This is a genomic window from Sutcliffiella sp. NPDC057660 (assembly GCF_042800035.1).
In the GTDB taxonomy this organism is placed as follows: domain Bacteria; phylum Bacillota; class Bacilli; order Bacillales; family Bacillaceae_I; genus Sutcliffiella_A.
In genome coordinates this window covers 77,198-96,830 of sequence record NZ_JBHVHV010000011.1, presented here as the reverse complement: position 1 = coordinate 96,830, position 19,633 = coordinate 77,198, and the positions used below count along the sequence as shown (strand labels likewise).

General features: G+C 43.0%; 20 protein-coding genes and 2 riboswitches. Of the genes, 2 read left to right on the top strand and 18 right to left on the bottom strand.

What is annotated here, in order from left to right:
- Nucleotides 1-213 precede the first annotated feature (213 nt).
- From ACFVAD_RS14060 to ACFVAD_RS14040, 5 genes are all read right to left on the bottom strand, one after another.
- On the bottom strand, nucleotides 214-1,776 hold the full coding sequence (locus ACFVAD_RS14060) for a Na+/H+ antiporter NhaC family protein (protein ID WP_386641107.1): 1,563 nt from the start codon (nucleotides 1,774-1,776) through the stop codon (nucleotides 214-216).
- Nucleotides 1,777-1,913: 137 nt separating this feature from the next.
- A riboswitch (Lysine riboswitch) is annotated at nucleotides 1,914-2,103 on the bottom strand.
- Between the two features lie 81 nt (nucleotides 2,104-2,184).
- Entirely contained in the window at nucleotides 2,185-3,291 is a 1,107-nt protein-coding gene (locus tag ACFVAD_RS14055) for an HD-GYP domain-containing protein (protein WP_386641104.1), read from the bottom strand.
- 149 nt (nucleotides 3,292-3,440) lie between these two features.
- Nucleotides 3,441-3,743, bottom strand: a complete 303-nt coding sequence (locus ACFVAD_RS14050) for a YunC family protein (RefSeq protein WP_386641101.1) — start codon at nucleotides 3,741-3,743, stop codon at nucleotides 3,441-3,443.
- Between the two features lie 84 nt (nucleotides 3,744-3,827).
- Nucleotides 3,828-5,189 (bottom strand): bifunctional metallophosphatase/5'-nucleotidase, encoded by a 1,362-nt coding sequence (locus tag ACFVAD_RS14045; RefSeq protein WP_386641098.1) that lies wholly within the window; start codon nucleotides 5,187-5,189, stop codon nucleotides 3,828-3,830.
- Between the two features lie 40 nt (nucleotides 5,190-5,229).
- Nucleotides 5,230-6,078, bottom strand: a complete 849-nt coding sequence (locus tag ACFVAD_RS14040) for a DUF72 domain-containing protein (protein WP_386641095.1) — start codon at nucleotides 6,076-6,078, stop codon at nucleotides 5,230-5,232.
- 120 nt (nucleotides 6,079-6,198) lie between these two features.
- Here ACFVAD_RS14040 and ACFVAD_RS14035 point away from each other — a divergent pair, with 120 nt between their 5' ends.
- The gene (locus ACFVAD_RS14035; protein WP_386641092.1) at nucleotides 6,199-6,870 is read left to right on the top strand and encodes a VC0807 family protein; all 672 of its coding nucleotides are present in this window, start codon (nucleotides 6,199-6,201) and stop codon (nucleotides 6,868-6,870) included.
- A 265-nt stretch (nucleotides 6,871-7,135) separates the two neighbouring features.
- Here the strand turns inward: ACFVAD_RS14035 and sufB are convergent, their stop codons facing one another.
- The 6 genes from sufB to ACFVAD_RS14000 form a co-directional block, all read right to left on the bottom strand.
- Nucleotides 7,136-8,533 (bottom strand): Fe-S cluster assembly protein SufB, encoded by a 1,398-nt coding sequence (gene sufB, locus ACFVAD_RS14030; protein WP_386641090.1) that lies wholly within the window; start codon nucleotides 8,531-8,533, stop codon nucleotides 7,136-7,138.
- A gap of 69 nt (nucleotides 8,534-8,602) precedes the next feature.
- Nucleotides 8,603-9,037 carry a Fe-S cluster assembly sulfur transfer protein SufU gene (gene sufU, locus ACFVAD_RS14020; protein WP_483887610.1) on the bottom strand — a complete coding sequence of 145 codons (435 nt, stop codon included), beginning with the start codon at nucleotides 9,035-9,037 and terminating at the stop codon, nucleotides 8,603-8,605.
- Nucleotides 9,027-10,247, bottom strand: a complete 1,221-nt coding sequence (locus ACFVAD_RS14015) for a cysteine desulfurase (RefSeq protein WP_386641088.1) — start codon at nucleotides 10,245-10,247, stop codon at nucleotides 9,027-9,029. The genes sufU and ACFVAD_RS14015 overlap by 11 nt, the downstream gene beginning before the upstream one ends.
- Nucleotides 10,247-11,539: a Fe-S cluster assembly protein SufD gene (gene sufD, locus ACFVAD_RS14010; RefSeq protein ID WP_386641085.1), complete on the bottom strand. Its 1,293-nt coding sequence runs from the start codon at nucleotides 11,537-11,539 to the stop codon at nucleotides 10,247-10,249. Before sufD ends, ACFVAD_RS14015 begins: the two co-directional genes overlap by 1 nt.
- A 15-nt stretch (nucleotides 11,540-11,554) precedes the next feature.
- Entirely contained in the window at nucleotides 11,555-12,337 is a 783-nt protein-coding gene (gene sufC / locus ACFVAD_RS14005) for a Fe-S cluster assembly ATPase SufC (protein WP_386641082.1), read from the bottom strand.
- A gap of 320 nt (nucleotides 12,338-12,657) precedes the next feature.
- A complete protein-coding gene (locus ACFVAD_RS14000) occupies nucleotides 12,658-12,810 on the bottom strand; it encodes a YuzK family famiily protein (RefSeq protein ID WP_386641079.1) in 153 nt (50 codons plus the stop codon).
- A 266-nt stretch (nucleotides 12,811-13,076) separates the two neighbouring features.
- On the opposite strand from ACFVAD_RS14000, the gene ACFVAD_RS13995 reads away from it, so the two are divergent.
- Nucleotides 13,077-13,199, top strand: a complete 123-nt coding sequence (locus tag ACFVAD_RS13995) for a hypothetical protein (protein WP_386641077.1) — start codon at nucleotides 13,077-13,079, stop codon at nucleotides 13,197-13,199.
- 192 nt (nucleotides 13,200-13,391) lie between these two features.
- Here ACFVAD_RS13995 and ACFVAD_RS13990 read toward each other — a convergent pair whose 3' ends face one another.
- From ACFVAD_RS13990 to ACFVAD_RS13960, 7 genes are all read right to left on the bottom strand, one after another.
- Entirely contained in the window at nucleotides 13,392-13,763 is a 372-nt protein-coding gene (locus ACFVAD_RS13990) for a carboxymuconolactone decarboxylase family protein (protein ID WP_386641074.1), read from the bottom strand.
- Between the two features lie 123 nt (nucleotides 13,764-13,886).
- Nucleotides 13,887-14,735: a MetQ/NlpA family ABC transporter substrate-binding protein gene (locus ACFVAD_RS13985; protein ID WP_386641071.1), complete on the bottom strand. Its 849-nt coding sequence runs from the start codon at nucleotides 14,733-14,735 to the stop codon at nucleotides 13,887-13,889.
- Between the two features lie 19 nt (nucleotides 14,736-14,754).
- Nucleotides 14,755-15,411 (bottom strand): methionine ABC transporter permease, encoded by a 657-nt coding sequence (locus tag ACFVAD_RS13980; RefSeq protein ID WP_386641069.1) that lies wholly within the window; start codon nucleotides 15,409-15,411, stop codon nucleotides 14,755-14,757.
- Nucleotides 15,404-16,429, bottom strand: coding sequence for a methionine ABC transporter ATP-binding protein (locus ACFVAD_RS13975; RefSeq protein ID WP_386641066.1), 1,026 nt, complete (start codon nucleotides 16,427-16,429; stop codon nucleotides 15,404-15,406). Before ACFVAD_RS13975 ends, ACFVAD_RS13980 begins: the two co-directional genes overlap by 8 nt.
- Before the next feature lie 115 nt (nucleotides 16,430-16,544).
- Nucleotides 16,545-16,659, bottom strand: a riboswitch (SAM riboswitch).
- A gap of 97 nt (nucleotides 16,660-16,756) precedes the next feature.
- Nucleotides 16,757-17,659 carry a diacylglycerol/lipid kinase family protein gene (locus ACFVAD_RS13970; protein WP_386641063.1) on the bottom strand — a complete coding sequence of 301 codons (903 nt, stop codon included), beginning with the start codon at nucleotides 17,657-17,659 and terminating at the stop codon, nucleotides 16,757-16,759.
- An 83-nt stretch (nucleotides 17,660-17,742) separates the two neighbouring features.
- Nucleotides 17,743-18,063, bottom strand: a complete 321-nt coding sequence (locus tag ACFVAD_RS13965; protein ID WP_386641060.1) for a hypothetical protein — start codon at nucleotides 18,061-18,063, stop codon at nucleotides 17,743-17,745.
- A 122-nt stretch (nucleotides 18,064-18,185) separates the two neighbouring features.
- Nucleotides 18,186-19,454: an MFS transporter gene (locus tag ACFVAD_RS13960; RefSeq protein WP_386641057.1), complete on the bottom strand. Its 1,269-nt coding sequence runs from the start codon at nucleotides 19,452-19,454 to the stop codon at nucleotides 18,186-18,188.
- Nucleotides 19,455-19,633 lie beyond the last annotated feature (179 nt).

Sequence of the window (19,633 nt, the reverse complement as noted above, 5' to 3'; positions counted from 1 at the left end):
TTCGAGCAAAGTCGACAAAGTTCGATAATGAATAAATATTCATAATATTAGGGGGCATCCCATCAATATACCGCCAAATAAGCTTTTATCCGTGAATAATTATTCTTTAAGAGATTATAGAAAAAATTATAAAAAAACACACTCTCTTATATGCTAGAAGATATAGCACAATAGGAAAGTGTGTTTTTACGTTATCTGAAAAGTATTTTCTCTTTAAGCGGTTTTCATCGCTCTAGTTCCAAATACCAAAATGACAAATGCTATCAATACAACTAATAAACCTAATAATGTGCTACCTGTCAAACCAAGTACAACATAACCGACAATTGAAATGACGGCGCAGATCAACGCATAAGGAAGCTGCGTCATTACGTGGTCGATATGGTTACACCCTGCTCCAGTAGAGGATAGGATGGTTGTATCGGAAATCGGAGAACAATGGTCTCCGAAAACTGCACCTGCAAGCACTGCAGCCAGGGCCGGCAGAAGAAGGCTGACGTCAGTCGCAGCCGCTATCTGACCTGCGATTGGAAGCAACAGGCCAAAAGTTCCCCAGGATGTACCTGTAGCAAGAGCTGTAAATCCTGCGATAATGAAGATGACTACCGGCAGGAACGCAATGTTCATATTGGAGTCAGCTACAACACCAGCAAGATAATCGCCAGTTCCAAGCTCCCCGATCAGCCCGCCAATGGTCCAAGCGAATATTAAGATATAAATGGCTGGAAGCATGGATTTGGTACCAGCCCAAATTCCTTTTCCAACAACATTCCCGCTTATTCCACCTTTGGAAATTTGTCTGAACAAGAAAAGGAAAGAAACAAGCAATGCAAACATCCCACCATAGAACAAGGATGCGGAAGGATCTGTGTTTTCAAAAATGCCAAGCAGTGTAATATCCCCATCAATAGCAGTTGCCCCAGTATAGAACATTGCACCGATTACACCGACAAAGAGAGAAACGATAGGCCATATCAGGTAGCCGATTGTTCCTTTCGTACTTGTCGGAAGATCATCAGCAAGTTCTCCAGGAACCTCTTTTTCCGGATCGTATAATTGACCCGTTTCCATGGCACGGTCCTCATGTTTTTTCATAGGCCCGATGTTAAAATTGAAAAAGCATACAACAAAAACCATCAATAGTGCGGAAAATACGTATAAGTTCATTGGAATGATCTGCATAAATGCACTGAATGCCGAAATATTGTTTATGCCCTGCTTTAAAAGTACCTCAGTACCGATTGTCCCGATAATTACCGCACCCCAGCTTGAAATTGGAGAAATAACACAGATAGGTGCAGATGTGGAGTCAATCAAATAGGCAAGTTTTGCACGTGATACTTTATGACGGTCTGTCAGTGGTCTACTGATCTGACCAACTGCCAATGCATTGAAATAGTCATCAATAAAAATGATAACACCTAGTATTGCGGTTAAGATTTTAGAGCCTCTTCTAGTTTTAATCTTTTGCTGTGCCCAATCTCCAAATGCACGGCTGCCGCCTGTAAGTGAGATGAACGCCGTAATGATTCCCAGGATGATCAGGAAAATTAAGATATAAATATTCCATAAGTTCAATTCTTTATCTTCCACGGAATAAAATAGGCCAAGCACCGTGTCCCAAATCAGGACAAACATCGTAATCGGATTGAAATCTGCCAGTAATAGTGCAGATGCCAGGATCCCTGCTCCAAGTGATAGCAATACCCTTCTGGTCAAAATAACCATCAGGATTGCCAGCACCGGAGGAATCAAAGTATAAATTGTTCCTTCCATACAAAAAACCCCCAAAAAATTGTAATTGGTTTGACCTGTCCAAACGGTTTACAATAACGGGGGCTCTGAGTGCAAAATAAAAAGCAATGATAGAAAATAACTATCATTACTTGTATGTAATGTATGTTATCCTCCATCCGATCAGTAGCCCTCCATTACAAACCCGTCCGTACCGGTCATAATGGCAGTGTTATCCTTATTCAAGATAACCCCAGCAAAATAAGCTTGACGACTCATTCCGCTTCGGCACAGCATCCTTTCTTCTACCATCTTAGGTGTCACCCTCCAGTAGTTTTACTCTTATGCTATGCAGCCTCTACCTCATCGTATGATAAGGGAAGTATATGATTTTATTGTTTTACTATATCACAAAAATTACACAGCGACAAAGGAAATATTTTGCTAGTATCAGCTTACTGCTGACATGCTCCCCTGATTATCGCAATCCACGATACTGACATCCAGGTTATCTTTTAAATTGACATCATATGGCGAGTCCAGTTCCGCTCCCTCCGCCTCTATGATCCGGATGATCGGTCGTTCCGTTATATCCTTATTCTGCCCTACAACGAGCCCTTTTCGGCCGTCATTGAGCGTCACAGCAAGCCCGAAAGGATAGATTGCGACTGATTTTCGGAAAGCCTCGATGATTGCCGGCTCGTAAAGGGATTCAGAACCCGCATACAGGATCTCCAATCCCTCATGAGGAAGCATCGCACTTCGATAGATTCGATGCGAGGTTACCGCATCAAAGACATCTGCCACTGCCAGGATTTTGCCGAACAGATGAATATCCTCATTTTTGATCCCTCTCGGATATCCGCTGCCATTCAGTCTTTCGTGATGCTGGAAAGCGCAATGAGCGACAAGAAGTGGAATGGTGTGCATATTCCGTAGAATATCATATCCATAAGTGGTGTGCTTTTTCATTTCACTGAACTCTTCACTTGTCAGTTTCCCAGGCTTGAATAAAATCTCGGAAGGTATCATCATCTTTCCGATGTCATGAAGAATCCCGCCAAGCCCCAGAATCTCAAGGTCCTTTTGCGGCAACCCCAATTTGATCCCGATGGAGAGCGCGTATAACGTGACATTCAATGAATGGGTGAAAACATAGTTGTCATGGATATAAACATCTGTTAAAAGTGTCGCCACTTCCTGGTTGGTTTTCATATCTGCAAGCAAAGTATGGATAAGGCTCTTCAGGTCCTTGGTTGACTGGTCCATCACAAACCATTTGCTGAGCTTCTTTTCGCTCTCCAGCAGCTTGAAGGTATCGGTAATAGTGGTGATCGCCTTTTTTCTTGTTTGATCCGAAATCATAGTCGGAACTTCCAGATCGCTTGTTCTGGCATCTTCTATATAAACATATGTAACATTCAACTGCTGCAACCGTGTAATCATACGTGCGGTTACAGGGATTCCCGCACTTAACAAGGCTCTTCCCTGCTCATTATAGATAGTTTTCGCTAGCTTCATTCCCGGCTTCATGGACTTAGTGGGTAATAATCTCATAGTTTCTCCTATCTTCATAATTCGACAAAATCTATATATTTTCCATTATAGTAAAAACAATGAAAGAAAACTTCATTATTAACAAATTTTTTATGAAAAATTTAATATAACTTTCGACAAATAAAAAAAGACCTTGCATCGAAGGTCTTTTATATCATTCTCAACAAAGCATCCCTTCCGGACATTCCAACTGTGATACCCAGACTTTCCGCTTCATACGTAACCGATTCCAAAGGGGCATCTATTAATTGCTCAATTGTCCGGACACCCACCGCTCGCCCAGCAATGATCCGACGATCTTTCAGCTTTTCATTCAAAAGGGCAACATCGAGGGCACCACACATGATATATCCTTTGTCACTGGTTACAGCAAGAAAGTTGGTTTTAGGCAATCTGACAGTGATTGCTGTAAAAGTAAAGTCATTAATTTTGATTGGCGTCATTTCAATCATAGATAGTTGTCACGCTCCCTTCTCCTATCAATTTATGACAGGAGGGGAAAAGAGTGTGAAAAATGGGTATTAGCTTAGCATAGCTTAAACCTGTGAAAGCTTTTCTGCTAAAACGTCCCGAAGCAGCTCTGGCATGTAGAACTTCTTGTCTTTTGCACGCACAATGCTTGGATACATGCGCCCAAAAGTAAACATATCGATTGTTCCAATGGAAATGGCATCATGGCTTTGGATCTCTTTCCCCTTTACACGAATGGCTTTGATCTGCAAAGTACCATCTGAGAAAAATTCACTTTCCAGCTCCAATCCACTGAACGCCATCTTCCCCATCACTTCCCCCCGGAAGCCGAGGCCTTTCACCCTCAGTTCTTCCATTTCAGGCTGGATTGATTGTTGAAGGACCTCCCGAAGCTCCTCACCGGTCAGCGTTACTCGACAAGGATTGATTGGATGGGGGCATATGCGATGCAATGCCTCTCTTGTAACAGCACCTGTTGGAATGGACTCCAGCAGCACCCCGGCATTCACCATTCCGATATCTGCATCACACCATTCTTTTAATGCTTCTGCCAGAAAATTTGCAAGGGGGGATGGGGCGAACCAGTCGATGTTCAAAGGTTCCTGCAATTCAGCCAGCTTGTACTGCAAAGCTCCTGACGCTTCCTCTTCCATCCGATCAATCACCTTTTTCACTTCGCTATTGGGTTGTGTCTCTTCCAGGGAATGCAGCTTAGCCGTTTTCTGTGTTATCCTCTTCTGCTCATTAAAACCAATAGAGACCTCTCCGATAAATTGCCCATACTTCCCCGCGCCACAAACGAGCGTATTCCCGATCAGTTTCCCTTCAGGCAGCACATGATGGGTGTGTCCACCGAGAATGACATCGATGTCCGGAAACCTTCTAGCCATCTCCTCATCATCAGAAATTCCGAGATGGGACAGCACGACCACAGCATCCGCCTCGGCCCTCACCTCTGGCAGGATTTTTCCCAGCATCATATAAGGGTCTTCCAGCTTCCAGCCCAAGAGCTCATAAAAATGTTGATAGTAGACGGTCACCCCAACAAAACAAACCTTTATATCACCCATCTGTTTATAGAAGTAAGGTTTTACCCATTCCGGGTATTCTCCACTGGTTTCGAACAGGTTTGCCGCCAGCACCTGAAAATCAGCCTCCCGGTATAACCCTGACAGAGCCTGATAATCCAAGGTGATTCCCTCGTTGTTTCCAATCGTGGCAAAATCATATTTCAATAGATTCAGCATGGCGGTATTCGCTTGTCCCTGTGTTGCCTCGGTGATGGGGTGAAAGCGGTCCATATTGTCGCCGATATCCACTAGCGCAGATGGAATCTCACTACTATTCTCTTTCAGAAAAGCAGCTATTTTAGGGTAAGCCTCAAAATGACTATGTGTATCGTTGGTATGTAATATCCGAATCTGCACGATCTTGTTCTCTCCTCTTTCATTTACGCACATTGATAGCTTAGAATAAATCCAGTTGTTTGGGAGCCAATCCCTCATATTCCAGCTCCAGCATTTCTATCATCCTTTTGGCATTATCAGCAGCATGCCCACCGGAGTTATTGTTGAAAAGCACATAAATATCCTTTGTGGAGTCCTTTATACTCTCCAAATTCCGCTTCCATTCCAACAGCTCTTGCTCATTATAGTCGTAAAGATAACGGACCTCCCGCCAGTCTTTACCGGAAACCGCCTTTGTCCACCCGTGCACATTTCGCCCATGCAGCCTTACCAGAGTGCGTTCCTTATCAGTCGGATAAAGCACGGTAGGGATGGATCCTTTTCCAGCCTGGGGTTCATCGCAAATGCTGTGTATCCAGCCCTCAACCTCCATAAACGTCAAAGTCTGCTCTCGAAAAGGCTCCGAAAACCAGGATTGATTGCGAAACTCAAGCCCCACTCTTGTATCTTTCATCTTTTCCTTGCACCAGCGGATATAGCTCACATTATCCTTATTACAGTCAAACCAGGGTGGAAACTGAAACAACACCATGGCAAGCTTATTAGACTCTTTAAATGGTTCGATCGACTGTAGAAAAGCTTCAAACATCGCATCTTTCGTCTCAAACGGAATATCCCCACGCTGATGACCGGTCATCCCCTGATAGGCCTTTACAATGAATTGAAAAGTTGGCGGGGTATCAGCCACCCATTTCTCCACATTCCGTTTGGGCTGGATGGCATAGAACGAGGAATCCACCTCCACCACCGGAAAGTGAGCAGCATATTCCATTAATTTATCCCTGGCTGCAACCCCTGAGCTATAGAGGGAATCATGGTCTCCCCAGCCTGTAACCCCGATATAAATCATCCGTATCACCTCATTTTTTTCATTTTATCATAATCTTGCAGCCATACTAAAATATATAGTGTTGGGTTTGGAGTTAATTGGTACAATGAAGAAAATAGAATAAGAAGAGGAGGGGGATATATGAAGAATAAGATTGTCTTTTTTGACCTGCTGTTTTACCTGGTAATGCCTTATATGATCTGGAAATATGGACAAGACCCTCTGGGAGACTATTTTGCCATTCTACTATCCACAGTCCCAGGGTTTGTTTATACGATAGTAAGGTTTTTGATAGAAAAGCAATATAATGTGACTGGTATGTTCATTCTTGCTTCACTATTCATCTCTACCATTGTAGACATACTGTCAGGGACCGCATTCAATATGCTACAGAACTCCGTATACGTCGGTGCTGGATTCGCCCTATTTTTCATAGCGACGATGATTGCGAGAAAGCCATTGGGTCTCTACTTCCTGGCAGATATCGCATACCTGCAGGGCCACAAAAGAGAGGACAGCCTTCGTTTGTATCGTCAGAAGGAATTATTGCCTGCCTTTTATATTATTACAGGCATTTTTGCATTGAGGGGCCTATTCTCTGCTGGACTGAAGCAATATCTGATCGGTGTGTATGGAGTGGCAGGCTATGACCGGATCCTATTCTTCATGAAGGTCAATGGCTGGGTTTTCTCTGCATTCCTTGCAGCTGGATTCATCTATGTTAACTTGAAGATCAATGATTATTTGGAAAAGCAGAAGCAGAAGGAAGCAAAAACGGAAGACAAAGAGGAATTTGGAGAAGAATTGGTGTAGGGATTGTCACTTGAGTCAGGAAATCTTGGTGTAGCATTGGGGCAGCTTTGGTTGAGCTTTGGCAGGATTGACGCTTATGCACAATTTTCGGCACTTTATGCACAAAAATATTGATTTACGCACAAAACAACTGTTTGCGGTGAAAAATTTCATTTTATGTACAAAAAAGGGTCACTTATGCACAAACCGCACATTTCGACAAAATAAACCAAAAATCACAAAACAAAAACCCACACCTTCGTGTGGGTTTATTTATTTCTATCGATTACCCAATAGAACCTTCCATCTCGAACTTGATCAGACGGTTCATTTCTACTGCGTATTCCATTGGAAGTTCTTTTGTGAATGGCTCGATGAAGCCCATTACGATCATTTCTGTTGCTTCTTCTTCGGAAAGACCACGGCTCATCAGATAGAACAATTGCTCTTCGGATACTTTTGATACCTTTGCTTCATGCTCAAGAGATACGTTATCGTTGAACACTTCGTTGTAAGGAATCGTATCGGAAGTGGATTGGTTATCCATGATCAGTGTGTCACACTCGATGTTGGAACGAGCGCCGGAAGCTTTTTTACCAAAATGCACGATACCACGGTATGTTACCTTACCACCCTGCTTGGAGATGGATTTGGAAACGATTGTGGAAGACGTGTTTGGTGCAAGGTGGATCATTTTCGCACCTGCATCCTGATGCTGCCCTTTACCAGCTAATGCGATGGAAAGAGTCATACCACGAGCGCCTTCACCTTTAAGGATAACCGCTGGGTATTTCATCGTCAGCTTGGAACCGATGTTGCCATCGATCCATTCCATTGTCGCGTTCGCTTCACAGACTGCACGCTTCGTTACAAGATTGTAAACGTTGTTAGCCCAGTTCTGGATCGTTGTGTAACGGCAATAAGCATCTTTTTTGATGATGATTTCAACTACTGCACTGTGCAGGGAGTTGGTTGTGTAAACAGGTGCTGTACAGCCTTCTACATAGTGTACATGCGCGCCTTCGTCCACGATGATAAGCGTACGCTCGAATTGACCCATATTTTCTGAGTTGATTCGGAAGTATGCCTGTAGTGGAGTTTCCACTTTTACACCTTTTGGAACATAGATGAAAGAACCACCGGACCATACTGCAGAGTTCAATGCTGAGAACTTGTTGTCAGTTGGCGGGATTACCTTCGCGAAATGCTCACGGAAGATATCTTCGTTTTCTTTTAACGCTGTGTCAGTATCCTTGAAAACTACACCTAGGTCTTCCAAGTCAGTCTGCATGTTGTGGTATACAACCTCGGACTCATACTGAGCGGATACTCCAGCAAGATACTTTTGCTCCGCTTCAGGAATACCAAGCTTATCAAACGTCTGTTTGATTTCCTCAGGCACTTCATCCCAAGAGCGCTCAGACTTTTCTGATGGCTTTACGTAGTACGTAATTTCATCAAAGTTTAAGCTGTTCAGGTCGCCGCCCCATTGAGGCATTGGCATGTTATAGAAATGTTCCAATGATTTAAGACGGAAATCCAACATCCATTGAGGCTCGGACTTCATGCGGGAGATCTCTTCTACGATCTCTTTCGTAAGTCCACGGCCGGAACGGAAAATGGATACGTCCTTATCCTTAAAACCATACTTGTAATCGCCGATTTCAGGCATTTTTTTTGCCATTTTCTCTTTCCCTCCATTCAAGAGGTGAGCTCTAGAAACATGGTTCCTAAAGCTCCCTATCCTAAAAATTTATTCCGACTTGACGCCCTTTTCCATGGCTTTCCATGCAAGGGTGGCACATTTGATGCGTGCAGGGAATTTAGCGACACCTTGCAGTGCTTCAATATCCCCTAAGTCCAAATTTTCGTCATCGTATTCTTTACCTAACATCATATCATAAAAGATCTGGGAAAGCTCCAAAGCCTTCTCGACTTCCAATCCTTTGACCGCTTGTGTCATCATGGATGCAGAGGCCATGGAGATGGAACAGCCTTCTCCATCGAACTTTGCGTCTGCAACTTTTCCATCTTCCACTTTCAGCGTTAAGTGAATGCGGTCTCCACATGTCGGGTTATTCATATCGATGGTAATTCCATTTTCCTCAAGCTTTCCCTTGTTGCGGGGGTTCTTGTAATGATCCATGATCACTTGACGGTAAAGTGTATCCAAATTATTAAAAGACATTGCTAAAGTACTCCTTTGTTTTCACTAATGATGCTACCAGTTTATCAATTTCTTCCTCTGTGTTATAAAGGTAAAAACTAGCACGGGCAGTGGAAGAAACATTCAGATACTTCATTAAAGGCTGTGCACAGTGATGTCCCGCGCGAACAGCGATTCCTTCTGCATCCAATACAGTAGCTACATCATGAGGGTGTACATCTTCTATATTAAAGGTAACCAATCCTGCACGCTTCTTCGGACCATAAATGGTGATACCTTCTATTTCAGACATGCGGTTCATGGCATACTCAGCAAGCTTATGCTCATGAGCCAGGATATTTTCCATCCCGATTTGTTCAAGAAAATCAATAGCCGCTCCGAGTCCGATTGCACCAGCGATGATAGGGGTACCGCCTTCAAATTTCCAAGGCAGCTCCTTCCATGTGGAATCCTGCAACCCGACAAAGTCGATCATTTCCCCGCCAAACTCGATCGGTTCCATATTCTCGAGAAGGTGTTTTTTCCCGTATAGGGCACCAATACCCGTGGGTGCACCCATTTTGTGACCGGATAGTGCGAAGAAATCGCAATCCAAATCCTGTACATCCACATTCATATGCGGAGTACTCTGGGCACCATCCACCACCATAATTGCGCCATTTTTATGGGCAATCGCAGCGATTTCTTTAATCGGATTGATTGAACCTAATACGTTGGAAACCTGCATCACAGAAACAATTTTCGTGTTTTCCGTAATAGTTTCCTCTACATCCTTCAAGGAAATCGAACCATCTTCGGTCAGAGGGATATACTTCAAGGTAGCACCTGTCGCTTTAGCCGCCTGCTGCCAAGGAATGATATTACTATGGTGCTCCATATAGGTAATAACTATTTCGTCGCCCTCTTTAAGGTTCGCACGGGCATAGCTGCTCGCTACAAGGTTAAGGGCAGTTGTCGTTCCACGGGTGAATACGATTTCCTCTCTGAAAGCTGCATTGATAAAGTTCTTCACTTTATCACGTGCGCCTTCATAACCATCTGTCGCTCTTGTACCCAGTGTATGAACGCCGCGATGCACATTGGAGTTATACCCTTTGTAGTACTTTTCCAAGGCCTCAATAACCGCCAGGGGCTTTTGAGAAGTAGCAGCACTATCTAAGTACACAAGCGGATTTCCATTGACCTCTTGATGCAAAATAGGAAACTGCTGACGAATCTCCTGGATATTCATTACTTAACTTTCCTTTCAATTACATCAATCAACAGGTTCTTTACCTTCTCGATTGGTAACTGTTGTACTACCGGTGCCAAGAATCCGTGAATAACCAAGCGTTCAGCTTCCTGCTTGGAAATACCGCGGCTCATCAGGTAGTAAAGCTGAAGCGGATCCACACGGCCTGCAGAAGCTGCGTGACCTGCTGTTACGTCATCTTCGTCAATAAGAAGAATCGGGTTTGCATCTCCACGAGCTTTTTCGCTAAGCATCAATACGCGGGATTCCTGCTCGGCATTAGACTTGGAAGCTCCATGCTCGATTTTACCGATTCCATTGAATACGGAACTTGCGCTGTCCTTCATTACACCGTGCTTTAAGATCTGTCCTTCAGAGTTCTTGCCATGATGCACCACCATTGTAGTGAAGTTCTGCTTCTGCACGCCACGTCCAACTACTACAGTCTTTGTGTCACCAGTAGAGCCATCACCGATCAGGTGCGTGACATTCTCTGAAATCGTGTCTCCATCGTTCATCAGGCCAAGTGCCCACTCCAATGTTGCATCGCGTCCTACTACTCCACGACGGTTTACATAGGTAGTAACACCTTTACCAAGGTTATCCACAGTCCCATAAAGAACCTTGGAGTTGCCATTCGCAATAACCTCAGAAACGATGTTGAAAATGGATCCTTCTCCATCATTTGTGCTTAGGTAGTTTTCCACATACGTAACAGCACTATTGTCCTCTGCTACAATCAGTACATGGTTGAATACCGCTTCCGCTTTATCATGGACATAGATTGCCTGGATCGGTTCTTCAATCACAACATTCTTAGGAATGTATAGGAAAGCTCCGCCATTCATCAATGCTGCATGAAGAGCCGTCAGTTTGTGCTCATCCACTTTCACTCCATCTTTCATGAAGTACTTTTGAACAAGGTCACTGTGTTCTTTTGCTGCAGTTAAAATATCGGTAAAAATGACACCTTGGGAAGTCAACTCTTCTGTCAAAGAAGAAACGACAGGTGTATTGTCAACTTGAACATATATATTCTCAACATCTACAAGAGCCTTTACCTCTTGTGGCAACTGGTCTACAGAAGTAATGGAAGTTTCAACAGTATGCTTTTGGAATCCTGTGAAATTCCAGTTGGTAATCTTCGTTTTATCCGGCTTTGGTAACGGAAGTTCTTCCGCCAATGCAAGAGCTTGTAAGCGAAGATCCGACATCCACTGCTGCTCCCCTAATTCCTTGGAGTAGTTGCTGAGGTAGTCTTGATCAAACGGTAATTTTGTCTCTAACGTCATGATAATCCTCCTTGCTTACGCTTCTTGACCGACTGTTTCGTCTTCGATACCTAATTCTTGCTTAATCCAATCATAACCTTCTGCTTCCAGGCGCTGTGCTAATTCCTTGCCACCAGACTTCACGATGCGACCTTGCATCATAACGTGAACATGGTCAGGAGTGATGTAGTTCAATAGACGTTGGTAGTGAGTGATGATAAGACAGCCAAAGTCTTCTCCGCGCATTTCGTTAATTCCTTTGGAAACGACCTTCAAAGCATCGATATCAAGACCGGAGTCGATTTCATCAAGGATAGCGATCTTAGGCTCGATCATCATTAATTGAAGAATTTCGTTACGCTTCTTTTCCCCACCAGAGAAGCCTTCGTTCAGGTAACGCTGTGCCATTGCCTGATCCATTTCGAGGAAGTCCATGTTCTTATCCATTTTACGGATGAACTTCATCAAGGAAATTTCATCGCCCTCTTCACGACGGGCATTGATTGCAGAACGAAGGAAGTCAGCATTTGTTACCCCACTGATTTCACTTGGATATTGCATCGCAAGGAATAAACCTACTTTCGCACGCTCATCCACTTCCATTTCAAGCACATCTTCGCCATCAAACGTGATGCTTCCGCTGGTTACTTCATATTTAGGGTGACCCATGATAGCAGAGGAAAGCGTTGACTTACCTGTACCATTCGGACCCATGATAGCGTGAATCTCTCCGCCTTTTACTTCAAGATTTACACCCTTTAAAATCTCTTTGCCGTTAATAGATACATGTAAATCCTTTATTGTTAACGTTGAACCCATTACTCTATACCTCCAATGATCTGTGCTTCTATATGAAAACACATTCTTGTTTTAATTCTCATTTTATTCTCATTACAATCTTATAACAAATAGAAAGTGTTAGCAACCTTTTCCGATTTGTGACAAGCCCTCTCAAATTATATCGAAAATAAAGGGTTCATGTCGAATTAAGTACATAGTTTATCTTACACATTCCAATAGGAATCATCCTAATTTTAAAATAAAAAAGGGTATGTGATACCTCCATTCATGTCGGAGAAAATCACTTACCCTTTTGCTGTCTTCTATTATATAGAACCTATCCTTATCAAACAAGTTCGTTACGGGTGGAATTTACGGTCTAATTCTGCAACAATCTCCAAGCTTTTCTTGTATTCTGCATCTCGATGCTTTTCTACTTCCATACGCTTGGAAAGCTTACGCGAGTATTCCTCATAACCAAAACCATAAGCCTGATACATTGCCTTTTCCATTTCGCCAGTGTATTTCACGTGTACTTGATGGATAATAAACCAATCCCTTCTTATTTATATGTGTTTAATTTTGTGTATCCAGTTTTGTAGATACCCTCGAAGTATTTGGATTAAACACATATTTAATCATAGCATGGGTGGGAAAATGAACCAAAGCGGAAAAACACTCGAATATCGGCGTATTCCGTTATAATCCTTCATTACAGGGAGAGGTGATAGGCGTTCCTATAATACCTCGAAATTAGTCCTGATTGGAGGTTGTACTGATGGAGGTTGTACTGATGGAGGCGTTCATTCTTTTTGTTATGATGGACTTTTTGGCCTCCACTCCCATTGAAAAAGCCCTTCATAAGCTCGATGATGGACTTTTTGGCCTCCACTCCCATTGAAAAGGTCCTTCATAAGCTCGATGATGGACTTTTTGGCCTCCATTCCCTTTGAAAAGGTCCTTCATAAGCTCAATGATGGACTTTTTGGCCTCCACTCCCTTTGAAAAGGTCCTTCATAAGCTCGATGATGGACTTTCCCCCCGTTCCAATTAAAAAAACCGCCCGAAAATATAAGTCGGGCAGTTCTTTTATTCAACGCTTCAAATCATTAAAATCCGCAATACAAGACTGCACCAATGTCACCGACTGGCTCATCGCCGCACCGCCGCCGAATGCTGCAGTCACACCGCATACCTCGAGAATTTCCTGTTCTGTTGCTCCCTGGTCCAAGCAACCTTTCGTGTGGTAAACGATGCAGTACTCGTCCTGTGAATAGACACTCACGCCAAGCGCTATGAGCTGCTTCTGCTTTTTATCGAGCACACCTGCCTTGAAACATGCTTCAGTAAACTCATTGTAGTGATGTGCAAGCTCCGGCATTTTTTCGGTGAATACCCCTAAGCCCGCTTTATAGTCATGAAGCGCTGCTTCCGCATAGTTTTTCGGTTCATATTGTTCTTCCATTCGTGACAACTCCCATCCTAATTTTTCACAGTGTTAGTATTTGTTTAGGAAGGAGGAATGTATTCATCCGCATCACCATCCAACAAAAAAAAGCGTCCAATGAAGGACGCTTTTTCATAACCATTACTCCCCAGCAGGAATAACAGTACCTTGATATTTCTCTTCGATGAACTTTTTGATGTCTTCGGATTGAAGAACTTCCACCAATGCTTTGATCTGCTCATTGTCTTTGTCTTCAGAACGTATAACTACAAGGTTCACATACGGGTTGTCTTCCGGTGATTCAAGGGCAATCGCTTCTTTCGCAGGGTCGATATCAGCACCAAGTGCATAGTTCCCGTTGATTAGAACCGCATCTCCATCACCATTCAAGTATGCTTGAGGAAGGAATGCCGCTTCGAATTGTGTGTTGAACTGCAAATCTTTCGGGTTTTCTTCGATATCTTCCACAGTTGCAGCAGTTTTTTCCACACCTTTTTTCAGTGTGATCAATCCTTTTTCTTGAAGCATGGAAAGGATACGGCCGTGGTCAGCAACAGAGTTACTCATCAAGATTTCCGCACCTTTTGGAAGGTCCTCCAGGTTGTCATGTTTTTTGGAGTAAACACCGATCGGCTCGATATGAACACCGCCTGCACTTTCAAACTCATAGCCGTTATCAGCAATCTGAGATTTCAGGTAAGGCTCATGTTGGAAAAAGTTAGCATCAAGATCTTTATCTCTTAAAGCTTGGTTAGGAATAACATAGTCAGAGAATGTTTTAATTTCTAGCTCGATCCCTTTTTCTTCTAATAAAGGAGCCGCCTCTTCAAGAATTTCAGCGTGGGGTACATTGGATGCACCTACAACCAGCTTACCTTCTTTTATACCTTTTCCGTCACCTGAACCGTTCCCGCCTTCATCACTGGAACCACAAGCTGCCAATACTAAAACCAATAAAGAAATGACTGCAAAGCTTAATAATTTTTTCATCTGTAAAATCCCCGCTTTCCTATCGTTTGTCTAATTTAGCTGTTATAAAGTCACCAATAAATTGGATAACAAACACAATAATTAAAATGATGATCGTACATACAAAGGTAACATCCCAGTTGTTACGCTGGAAGCCATCAAGAAAGGCCAGATTTCCTAACCCGCCAGCTCCGACAAAGCCTGCCATTGCTGTATAGCTTACTATTGCAATGGCTGTTACCGTAATCCCTGAAACAAGGGCTGGCATTGATTCCGGAAGCAATACTTTCCAAATGATTTCGGAGGTTTTCGCCCCCATGGAACGGGACGCTTCAATCACACCTTTGTCAATTTCCCTCAGGGCGATTTCCACCATACGCGCGTAGAAAGGTGCTGCTCCGATGATCAGGGCCGGCAATGCAGCATCCGCTCCGATAATAGTACCCAGTATCGTTCTTGTAAATGGAATCAACAATACGATCAGGATCACGAACGGAATGGAACGAAATATATTAACAACGGCTGCTACCAATCCATTGATGAATCTGTTCTGCCATATGTTTCCCTTAGCTGTTAAAAATAATAAAAGGCCAAGAATAATACCTAGGAAGAATGTAATTAGTACCGAGATACTACTCATATAAAGTGTTTCCATTGTTGCATCGTACATCTTATCCCAGTTAACGCGTTCAAACATTCGTCATCACCTCCAACTCCACCTGCTGTTCACGAATGTATGCAAGCGCCTTATCCACTTCTGATTCTTCGCCATCCAAGTGGACAAATAACGTGCCATAGGCTCCATTTTGGGTTTGAGAGATTTTCCCTTGCAGAATATTGACATCTATTGCAAATTTGCGAATCAGATTCGTGATGATAGGCTGTTCGGCAGATGCCCCGACGAAAGTGAGCTGAATCACTCTGCCTTGCGGGAACTCGGCCAAAAGATGCTCTATCGTTTCCTGGGTTTCCTCAGGTTCCGTGACCTGTTTCACAAAACGCTTTGTAATCGGTTGTTCAGGCTTACGGAATACCTCCAGAACATTTCCTTGCTCCACGATTCTTCCAGCCTCCATCACAGCTACCCGGTGACAGATTTTCCTGATAACATGCATTTCATGTGTTATCAATACGATCGTCAGTTTTAATCTCTTATTGATATCCACCAACAGATCCAGGATGGAATCTGTTGTTTGTGGATCAAGAGCTGAAGTTGCTTCGTCACACAGAAGTACTTTTGGGTTATTTGCCAACGCCCTTGCAATACCTACTCTCTGCTTCTGCCCTCCACTGAGCTGTGACGGATAGGAATCCTCTCTTCCTTCCAGGCCGACAAGCTTCACAAGTTCAGCAACACGCCTGTTTCTGTCTTCACGCTTTACACCGGCAATCTCCAATGGAAATGCGATGTTCTCTTTCACCGTTCTTGACCACAGCAGATTGAAATGCTGGAAAATCATGCTGATTTCCTGCCGTGCTTCTCGGAGCTGCCTGCCTCTGACCTTTCCTAGATCACGGCCAGCCACATCCACCACTCCGCTTGTTGGAGTCTCCAATCCGTTCAGCATCCGGATCAATGTGCTTTTCCCTGCACCACTATAACCGATGATGCCAAAAATTTCTCCCTGATTAATCGATAAATCTATATCATCCACAGCGGTAACTTTTCCATTTCTCGTTTGGAATATCTTTTTTACACCCTGTAATGAGATCATACGAACACCTTCCTTCTATCTAGCTTTTCTTAGCTTACCCACACAAGTTAATAGAAAACAAAAAATCCTTTCCGCAGCAATGAGCAGAAAGGATTAAATATTAAAAAAGTCCTTTCTCTCATCTATCAAAGCAATCGTATGCTTTGTGTGAATTGGCACCATTTCAACAATTCCTTGTTGACGGTTGCCGGGTTTCATAGGGCACGTCCCTCCACCTCTCTCGATAAGAGATAACAATATTCAATTAAGTATTTGGGTAAATCAGATTATTTTTTAAGTAACGAGTGTAATCGTATCACGGTGATATTGGTCTGTCAAACAAAAAAACTATAAAATTTGCAAAGCCTCTTTTTCTACCGTAAGGGCAATCGTTTTTTGCTCCACAATCTCCCCATCACACTGAATGACCAATTCTTTCTCCGGTGTAATGAAGATGTCTTTACCTTTTAGCATCGTAACATTTTTATGGGTAATATGTTTCCCTGAAAAAGCACTAGGGAACACCATCAACAACTCCCATCGGTTTACTCCATGCAGGACGCAGATATCCAATAAGCCATCATCCGCTTCTGCGTCCGGACAAATTTTGATGCCTCCCCCATAATAGGGAAGATTGGCAACGGAAATCATCCACACTTCCTTGAAATGATGGATATCCTCATCTATTTTGATGGTTGCTGAGGTAGGTTCATATGTAAACAATACTTTTATCAAACTGTATATGTAAGAAAAACTGCCCAAGTTCAATTTATTAAGCAGCTTCTTTACCTTGGATTCGTTCGTTACCTTGGCAACTTTGCCATCAAAGCCTATTCCGGCAATTGTAATGAAAAATTCATGACCGACCCTTCCCAAATCCATTTTTTTCACTTTACCTGTCAGTATTCGGTTCAACGCTTTTTCATGATGCTTTGGAATCTGCAGACTTCTTGCAAAATCATTGCCGGACCCTGCCGGAATTATTCCCATCGGCACATCCCTATTTGCTATTGAATTAGCTACCCCATGGATCGTTCCATCTCCACCAACTACCACTATGGCTGAAATATCCTTATGGATGATGCTTTCCACAAGCATAGCATCCTGGTCGGAACCATCAGTAAACAGAACCTTATAATCAACCCTCTTGGCTTCCAAGAGATTTTGAACCTTCTTCCATATAACAGAGCCTTTTCCATTGCCCGAAGTCTTGTTCACAATAAAATAATACATATTACCACTCCGCTCCACATCTGCTTCTCCATTCTGTAAACAACAATTTCGCCAGCATCAAAGCATAATCCTCTATTTGGGACAGAAGAGCGGCTCAAACCTTATGAATGGGCTTCCTTAGATAGAATCAAAAGGGAATCCAGCAAAAGAAATTGACGAAAGCTCCCCCGGAAAATCAGTTTATCATTCGTAAGCTTTACCGCTCCATTAAGGAGTTCACAAAGAATGTCTGATGGTCCCTCCACCTTGATATCCAAGGATTCAAAGCTGTCAATCAATTCTATTTTATCTCGGCTTATGATAAATATCGAACTGTCATTTTCTGATACCAAACAACAGGTAAGTGAATAAGCAGGCAATATTTCGTGGATATGCGCTTTCTTTCTTACTCTATCTAGAAATACCTCCAACATGCTTTTCATTGTGTTTCCCCCTTTTTATACTACCAATATTCATGAAAAAGAGGGGAAATCCTGCATGTGCTTTCCAACAAATATCGTGGTTATTTGCTTTTCGGGTTTCATTTCCCAAGAAATATGTCAATCTATGATGTCTTAAGCCTTGCTTTTTGATAGGTTGCCGTCGATTTTCCTCTGAATGCCAAATAAAAGTAAGTCGAACTTGTCAAATAAAGGACAGCAGTAATGGAGAACACGATAGCATAACCCCAATAATCCCCGTACATCAATACGATGGTCATCGAAACCGGTCCCATACTTGCCCAACCAAGAGAGAATACCATCTGGCTGATGGAATTCGCAAAACCCTTAAGCTTATCATCCACTTTTTCCATCATCATGGAGGAAATGATTGGATTGGCTGCGTTCATCAGTGCCTGTCGGAACAGAAATCCCAGCGCGGCCAGCCAGAAGGTATGCGTAAATGCCGTAATCATCATAAACGGAAGCGACAATAGCTGGAGAATCACGACTGCCCGTATATCTCCTACGCGTCTCACCAGCGCGGGACCGATGATCATAGCAACTGCCGTCACCGCTTGACCCAATGACAGTACAAGCCCGATCGAGGAATTGGAAGTATGGAAACGATCCGCAAAATATAAATTGAGATAAGGAATGACGAGCCCCGACCCGAAACCAATGAGAATCTGTGCTGCAGCAAACATAATGATCAACTTCAATTGGCCCTTTGGCATAGAGGTAAAAAGCCCTTTTAAAGAAAATCCGGTTTTTTCTATTTTCCTAGGAGTTTCTGTTGTTTTAAGGAGTGGGAATAAACCGATAAAGAAAATGACGCTACCTATCAGCAATGTAAGCCTGACGCTCCATACCGGACTTAATCCAACAAGATGGAGGAATAGATCTGTCAAAGTACCCCCAAGGAGATTACCGACCACATTCGCTCCCATCATCACTGCGAAATGGTAGCTGAACAGTTTGACTCTTTCGGACTTTGTGGAGATCTCCGCAAGCCACGGTACACCTGTAACCTGGATAAATGCCATCGCAATCCCGGAAATGAAGGAACTGATCAGAAGGAGGGACTGTAGTTCAAAAATGCTCCGAAATAGCATGAAGATGCCGGTAAACAGCACTCCATATATCATCATTCTACGCCTGCCAAGCTTATCGCTCATAATCCCTGCAGGAATGAGGATAATGGCTGCCGCCAAGGAAGCCATTGCAATCATGCTTCCATTCACTGTTTCGCTGTATCCCAGTTCCCTGATGTAGAAATTGTAGACGATCATGAAAATCCCCAACCCTATCTGGGTGAGGATATTGACCATAAATAACAATTGGATATTGCGGTTATATTGTTTGAATGACTGAAGCCATCGAAAGTTTTTCATCTTGTGCCCCTTGTGTTTTTTATTTCGCATCCCTAAACAAATTTACTCCTTTTTCTGAAAAATGGCAAGAGAAAAATTACTTGGTTTACGTTCATCTTTTGGGGCGAAATCAAAGAAAAGAAGACAGGAACATTTTACTGTTTCTTGCCTTCTTCTATTAGTGGCTATAATCTTTACTT

Excerpts from the sequence above, each read along its gene's own strand:
- ACFVAD_RS14060 (WP_386641107.1), bottom strand. The coding sequence starts at position 1,776 with ATGGAAGGAACAATTTATACTTTGATTCCTCCGGTGCTGGCAATCCTG.
- ACFVAD_RS14055 (WP_386641104.1), bottom strand. The coding sequence starts at position 3,291 with ATGAGATTATTACCCACTAAGTCCATGAAGCCGGGAATGAAGCTAGCG.
- ACFVAD_RS14050 (WP_386641101.1), bottom strand. The coding sequence starts at position 3,743 with ATGATTGAAATGACGCCAATCAAAATTAATGACTTTACTTTTACAGCA.
- ACFVAD_RS14040 (WP_386641095.1), bottom strand. The coding sequence starts at position 6,078 with ATGATTTATATCGGGGTTACAGGCTGGGGAGACCATGATTCCCTCTAT.
- ACFVAD_RS14035 (WP_386641092.1), top strand. The coding sequence starts at position 6,199 with ATGAAGAATAAGATTGTCTTTTTTGACCTGCTGTTTTACCTGGTAATG.
- sufB (WP_386641090.1), bottom strand. The coding sequence starts at position 8,533 with ATGGCAAAAAAAATGCCTGAAATCGGCGATTACAAGTATGGTTTTAAG.
- sufU (WP_483887610.1), bottom strand. The coding sequence starts at position 9,037 with ATGTCTTTTAATAATTTGGATACACTTTACCGTCAAGTGATCATGGAT.
- ACFVAD_RS14015 (WP_386641088.1), bottom strand. The coding sequence starts at position 10,247 with ATGAATATCCAGGAGATTCGTCAGCAGTTTCCTATTTTGCATCAAGAG.
- sufD (WP_386641085.1), bottom strand. The coding sequence starts at position 11,539 with ATGACGTTAGAGACAAAATTACCGTTTGATCAAGACTACCTCAGCAAC.
- sufC (WP_386641082.1), bottom strand. The coding sequence starts at position 12,337 with ATGGGTTCAACGTTAACAATAAAGGATTTACATGTATCTATTAACGGC.
- ACFVAD_RS14000 (WP_386641079.1), bottom strand. The coding sequence starts at position 12,810 with ATGGAAAAGGCAATGTATCAGGCTTATGGTTTTGGTTATGAGGAATAC.
- ACFVAD_RS13995 (WP_386641077.1), top strand. The coding sequence starts at position 13,077 with ATGGAGGTTGTACTGATGGAGGCGTTCATTCTTTTTGTTATGATGGAC.
- ACFVAD_RS13990 (WP_386641074.1), bottom strand. The coding sequence starts at position 13,763 with ATGGAAGAACAATATGAACCGAAAAACTATGCGGAAGCAGCGCTTCAT.
- ACFVAD_RS13985 (WP_386641071.1), bottom strand. The coding sequence starts at position 14,735 with ATGAAAAAATTATTAAGCTTTGCAGTCATTTCTTTATTGGTTTTAGTA.
- ACFVAD_RS13980 (WP_386641069.1), bottom strand. The coding sequence starts at position 15,411 with ATGTTTGAACGCGTTAACTGGGATAAGATGTACGATGCAACAATGGAA.
- ACFVAD_RS13975 (WP_386641066.1), bottom strand. The coding sequence starts at position 16,429 with ATGATCTCATTACAGGGTGTAAAAAAGATATTCCAAACGAGAAATGGA.
- ACFVAD_RS13965 (WP_386641060.1), bottom strand. The coding sequence starts at position 18,063 with ATGAAAAGCATGTTGGAGGTATTTCTAGATAGAGTAAGAAAGAAAGCG.
- ACFVAD_RS13960 (WP_386641057.1), bottom strand. The coding sequence starts at position 19,454 with ATGAAAAACTTTCGATGGCTTCAGTCATTCAAACAATATAACCGCAAT.